This window comes from Desulfuromonadales bacterium, assembly GCA_035620395.1.
In the GTDB taxonomy this organism is placed as follows: domain Bacteria; phylum Desulfobacterota; class Desulfuromonadia; order Desulfuromonadales; family DASPGW01; genus DASPGW01.
Genome location: DASPGW010000311.1, coordinates 1 through 4441 on the forward strand (window position 1 = coordinate 1; position 4441 = coordinate 4441).

At 58.6% G+C, this 4441-nt stretch carries 6 protein-coding genes; 4 read left to right on the plus strand and 2 right to left on the minus strand.

The features are described 5' to 3' along the window. From tsaA (VD811_16590) to VD811_16600, 3 genes are all read left to right on the plus strand, one after another. Window positions 1-372 (plus strand): tRNA (N6-threonylcarbamoyladenosine(37)-N6)-methyltransferase TrmO (gene tsaA, locus VD811_16590; protein HXV22604.1); only part of this gene is annotated, 372 nt, incomplete at its 5' end. A gap of 227 nt (window positions 373-599) precedes the next feature. Further along, the gene (rsgA, locus tag VD811_16595; protein HXV22605.1) at window positions 600-1694 is read left to right on the plus strand and encodes a ribosome small subunit-dependent GTPase A; all 1095 of its coding nucleotides are present in this window, start codon (window positions 600-602) and stop codon (window positions 1692-1694) included. 169 nt (window positions 1695-1863) lie between these two features. Further along, complete coding sequence (locus VD811_16600) at window positions 1864-2142, plus strand: hypothetical protein (protein HXV22606.1); 279 nt, start codon at window positions 1864-1866, stop codon at window positions 2140-2142. Between the two features lie 133 nt (window positions 2143-2275). Here VD811_16600 and VD811_16605 read toward each other — a convergent pair whose 3' ends face one another. Both VD811_16605 and VD811_16610 read right to left on the minus strand, forming a co-directional pair. Further along, window positions 2276-2947 carry a hypothetical protein gene (locus VD811_16605; GenBank protein HXV22607.1) on the minus strand — a complete coding sequence of 224 codons (672 nt, stop codon included), beginning with the start codon at window positions 2945-2947 and terminating at the stop codon, window positions 2276-2278. Continuing rightward, entirely contained in the window at window positions 2937-3527 is a 591-nt protein-coding gene (locus tag VD811_16610; protein HXV22608.1) for a hypothetical protein, read from the minus strand. Before VD811_16610 ends, VD811_16605 begins: the two co-directional genes overlap by 11 nt. A gap of 382 nt (window positions 3528-3909) precedes the next feature. On the opposite strand from VD811_16610, the gene tsaA (VD811_16615) reads away from it, so the two are divergent. After that, window positions 3910-4428, plus strand: a complete 519-nt coding sequence (gene tsaA, locus VD811_16615; GenBank protein HXV22609.1) for a tRNA (N6-threonylcarbamoyladenosine(37)-N6)-methyltransferase TrmO — start codon at window positions 3910-3912, stop codon at window positions 4426-4428. The last annotated feature ends 13 nt before the right edge of the window (window positions 4429-4441 follow it).

Here is a 4441-nt window from a genome sequence, read left to right on the forward strand (position 1 = left end):
TGGCTGGACGAGAAAGTCCTTCAGGATATGAACGGCTTCGACAGGCTTTGGCTCATCTTCGCCTTTCACCGGAGCGAAGGCTGGAAAAGCAGCGTCAAGCCGCCGCGGGGTGGACCGAAGCGGGGCGTTCTGGCCACACGCTCCCCGCATCGTCCCAATTCGATCGGCCTGTCGGCGGTGGAACTGGCCAAGATCGAAGGAAGGACGCTGCACCTTCGCGGGGTGGACCTCCTGGATGGCACACCCGTCCTGGATATCAAACCCTACGTCCCCTACGCGGATGCCTTTCCGGACGCCAAAGCCGGCTGGATCGACGACCTGGATGCCAAGGTGGGGCGTCATTCTGCGCCGGGACCTCGCAAGCCCAGGTAATCGTGTGCGGGCATCCCCCTCCCCCACGGCGACTTCTCCGACTTTTGCTATAAATAAAACCATGCTAAAATTCCGCATCCCATCAAAACAAAGGAGATGAATATGAACATGACGGAGATTGTGAGCGTTCTTCGAGGGTCCCGCCTGCCTGCGGGGGATTGCTTCTGAGCCAAGCAGCAATTCCTCTGCAGGCCTCAACACTCTCGGCCTGAGAAGGAATTGTCCCGATGAACATCGAGAACCTGGGTTGGAATGCCCACTTTGCAGAACAATTCAAACCCTATGAGCAACAAGGCCTCGCCGCAGCCCGGGTTGTCCGGGCGGGTGGAGGCTTCTACTCCCTGCTGGACGGCGATACAGAAAAAACCGCCACTCTTGCCGGCCACCTGCGCCATGTTTCATCCCCCGACACCCTTCCCGTCGTCGGGGATTGGGTGATCGTCGATCCTTCCGTAGCAGTCGGGGACCGCATTCAGGCGGTTCTTCCCCGCAGGACCGCTCTGAAGCGGGCGGCCGCAGGGAGCCGAAAAAGCGCCTCGGATAAACCGTCGACTGCCCAGGTGCTGGCGGCGAATGTCGATACCGCCGTCATCGTCAGCGGGCTGGACCGTGACTACAACCCGAGACGCATCGAGCGTTATCTGACCCTGGTGTACGAAAGCGGCGCCACTCCGGTAATCGCCCTCAACAAGAGCGATCTCTGCGCCGAGGCGGAAGCCTGCCGCGCCGAGATCGAGGCGATCGCCTTCGGGGTGCCGGTCCTGGTCACCAGCGCCCTCAGCGGCGACGGTCTCGGCGAACTGGAGCCCTACCTTCGGGCCGGACAGACTCTGGTGCTGCTCGGATCCTCGGGGGCGGGCAAGTCGACCCTGCTCAACCGGATAGCCGGCGCCGCACGCCAGTCGACCTCTCCGGTGAGCACGGCCGTCGGGAAGGGAGTCCACACCACGAGCCACCGGGAACTCTTTCCCCTCCCCGGAGGCGCCCTGGTCATAGACACCCCGGGGCTGAGGGAACTCCATCTATGGGGGGAAAGCCGGGACGGGCTGGAGAGCACCTTTCCGGAGATCGCGGCCCTCGCGAAACAATGCCGCTTCAGCGATTGCCGGCATGACAACGAACCGGGATGCGCCGTCCGGGCATCCCTGATGACCGGAGAACTCGATGCCGCCCGCCTGGAGAGCTACCTTAAGCAACAGACCCAGCTCTCTTATACGGCTCATCGAGAAGATCTATCGTTCCAGTTGGCAAATAAGAAGAAATGGAAATCGATCCGCAAGGAGATAAAACGCTGGCGCCGGGATCACGGAGCCGACAACTGAAGATCGAGGCCCGCTGCAAGGCGGGCCTCTTCTTTTAGGAACTTGGGGCCACATTCGAGAAACCCATGGGTGTCAGGTCTACACATTGACAAACTGTCAAAGTGTAGACCTGACACTATCGGCCCGATGACGAAGACCGGCAGGCCTGCTTGAAGTTAAATCCCACGACATGACCCAAGACACCCATTTCACCTATCGCCCCATTGGCATCCTGCGATCCCTCTATAGCCGCCGCATCGATGCACCCCATCAAAGCACGGTGGTGGAAGGCACGGAAACGGGGGATTTCGCGCTAGCCACTTTGCAGCTTCAGGACTGGCTGGACGAGACAGTCCTTCAAGATCTGAGCGGTTTCGACAGGCTCTGGCTCATCTTCGCCTTTCACCGGAGTGAAGGCTGGAAAAGCAGGGGTGCATTGGGGTCGGACCAAACCAACCAGTTGATTTAACAGTTTTTTACCTCGATTTCAGCCTGAAACCCAGCCTTAAACGCCCCTTTTTGCCCTCAAAACCCCCGGTTCTCCAAAAAAGGGCGGCCCGATGGCCGCCCTCTCCTGATCGTCTCAACTCAGCAGCTCCAACTCAATATTCCAGAAGCTTCTGCGCCAAACGATGCAACTCCGCATTGGCCAGGGCCACGACCTTCTTCTTGACGGTCCGCGAGTAATACTCCTTTTCCGTCTTGGACAACGGCAGCCCGTCCAGCTTCTTCCGGAACAATTCCTTCTGCTTCGGCGAGAAGACCTGGGACAGGGCATATTCGAGCGACAGTTCCTCGTAGCGTTCCTTCTGTTTCCTGCTCTTCCCGGCTTCCTGCTGGAAATAAAGCTCGAAGACCCCCTTAAGCCGCGCCGGGTGAAACTGCATCCCGCCGAAGTCGAAGAGCTCATCCCCGGTCAATGCGCTGCGCAGGAATTTCAGCTGCGCTTTCTCCTCATCGGTGAACCGCTCCTTCAGCCGGTTCATCCAGGAAAACGACAGGTGCGCCGAGTCGTACAGAGCCAGCGCCAACAGCAGCAGCCGGTGAAAATCCGACTTCTCCTCATCGGAAGCCAGATTGTTGTACACCTGAACATAATCGAAACGATAATCCTGGGCGGCATTCACCAGCACCACCGGAAACCCTTCCCAGAGCCGCGCATCCCTGCTCTTCACCACCTCGGCCAGGGTCAGGTTGACATCGAGATCCTCGCTGGTTTCCATCAGCGGCAACCCGAGCCGCGACAGACTTTCGAGCAGTTTTTTATCCGTCATACAAGCCTTCCTCCCGAAGGCACTCTACAAACCGATCGATATGCGTACGCACGCGCATCTCAGCGACATCGTAGCTGGCGAGCTCCCGAAAATGCGTAACCAGGTGGCCGACATCGATCTGCTCCCGGCGGGCGCGCATCAGCATCAGGCAATCCTCGAAGTCGACCTGCGAACCACGCATGAGCTTGCTGCCGATCAGGTCATATTCGTTGAGAACGCCGACGTACAGGCGGGAGAACTCCCTCAGCAACTGATGGCGCCCGGCCGCCAGCGGCGATTCCAGCAATTCGGTGGTATGGATGCGGTTTCCCCGAAACAGGTCGAAGCGAAAGACATCCTCCAGCCGCTGCCACCCATGGCCGGTGACCTGTCTGTAACCAAGCTGCTCCAGGGTTTTCAGCAGATATGCATACTCGGCCAGCACCGGAACCATGAAATCGACATCTTTGGTCGAGGGCTTGACTCCCATCAGGGTCATGGCCGTGCCACCGCAGGCGACGAGATGAACCTTCCTTTTCAGGAAATGGTTCCACTGCCCAAGGATCTCCAGCAACCCCTGCTTGTCGAGCCGATAATCCATTATATGTACCTTTAAGTACAATTATATGTAGAGATAAGCACAATTGATTGTATTTATTTCTACAACAAAGTTCCAACCCTGTCAACAGCGAGCATGACGGAAGAGCATTTGGCGGTTGGAAGGAACCATTTGGGGTCAGGAAGCATTTTAGGGTCAGGCTTTGCATTTGGGTATTTGCAGGCACACCAATGACAATATGGATACTTCCCATATTTTTCATTGCCACCTCCCCCCGAAAGCGCTAGCATTCGCGCCGTCCTCGGAACCGCTCGAATAATAGCAGCCGGTCAACCGCTCCTATCACACGGCGCGACAACCATCGCGCCAGGGTTTTCTTCGAAGACGAAGACCGGCAGGCCTGTTTGAAGTCAAATCTCCCGACATGACCCAAGACTCCCATTTCATCTATCGCCCCATCGGCATCCTGCGCTCCCCCTACAGCCGCCGCATCGACGCACCCCATCAAAGCACGGTGGTGAAAGGCACGGAATCCGGGGCGTTCGCGCCAGCCACTCTGGAGCTTCAGGATTGGCTGGACGAGAAAGTCCTCCAGGATCTGAGCGGCTTCGACAGGCTTTGGCTCATCTTCGCCTTTCACCGGAGTGAAGGCTGGAAAAGCAGCGTCAAGCCGCCGCGGGGTGGACCCAAGCGGGGCGTTTTGGCCACCCGCTCCCCGCATCGCCCCAATTCGATCGGCCTGTCGGCCGTGGAACTGGCCAAGGTCGAAGGCAGGACGCTGCACCTTCGCGGTGTGGACCTCCTGGATGGCACACCTGTGCTGGATATCAAACTCTACGTCCCCTACGCGGATGCCTTTCCGGACGCCAAAGCCGGCTGGATCGACGACCTGGATGCCAAGGTGGGGCGTCATTCTGCGCCGGGACCGCGCAAGCCCAGGTAATCGTGTGCGGGCA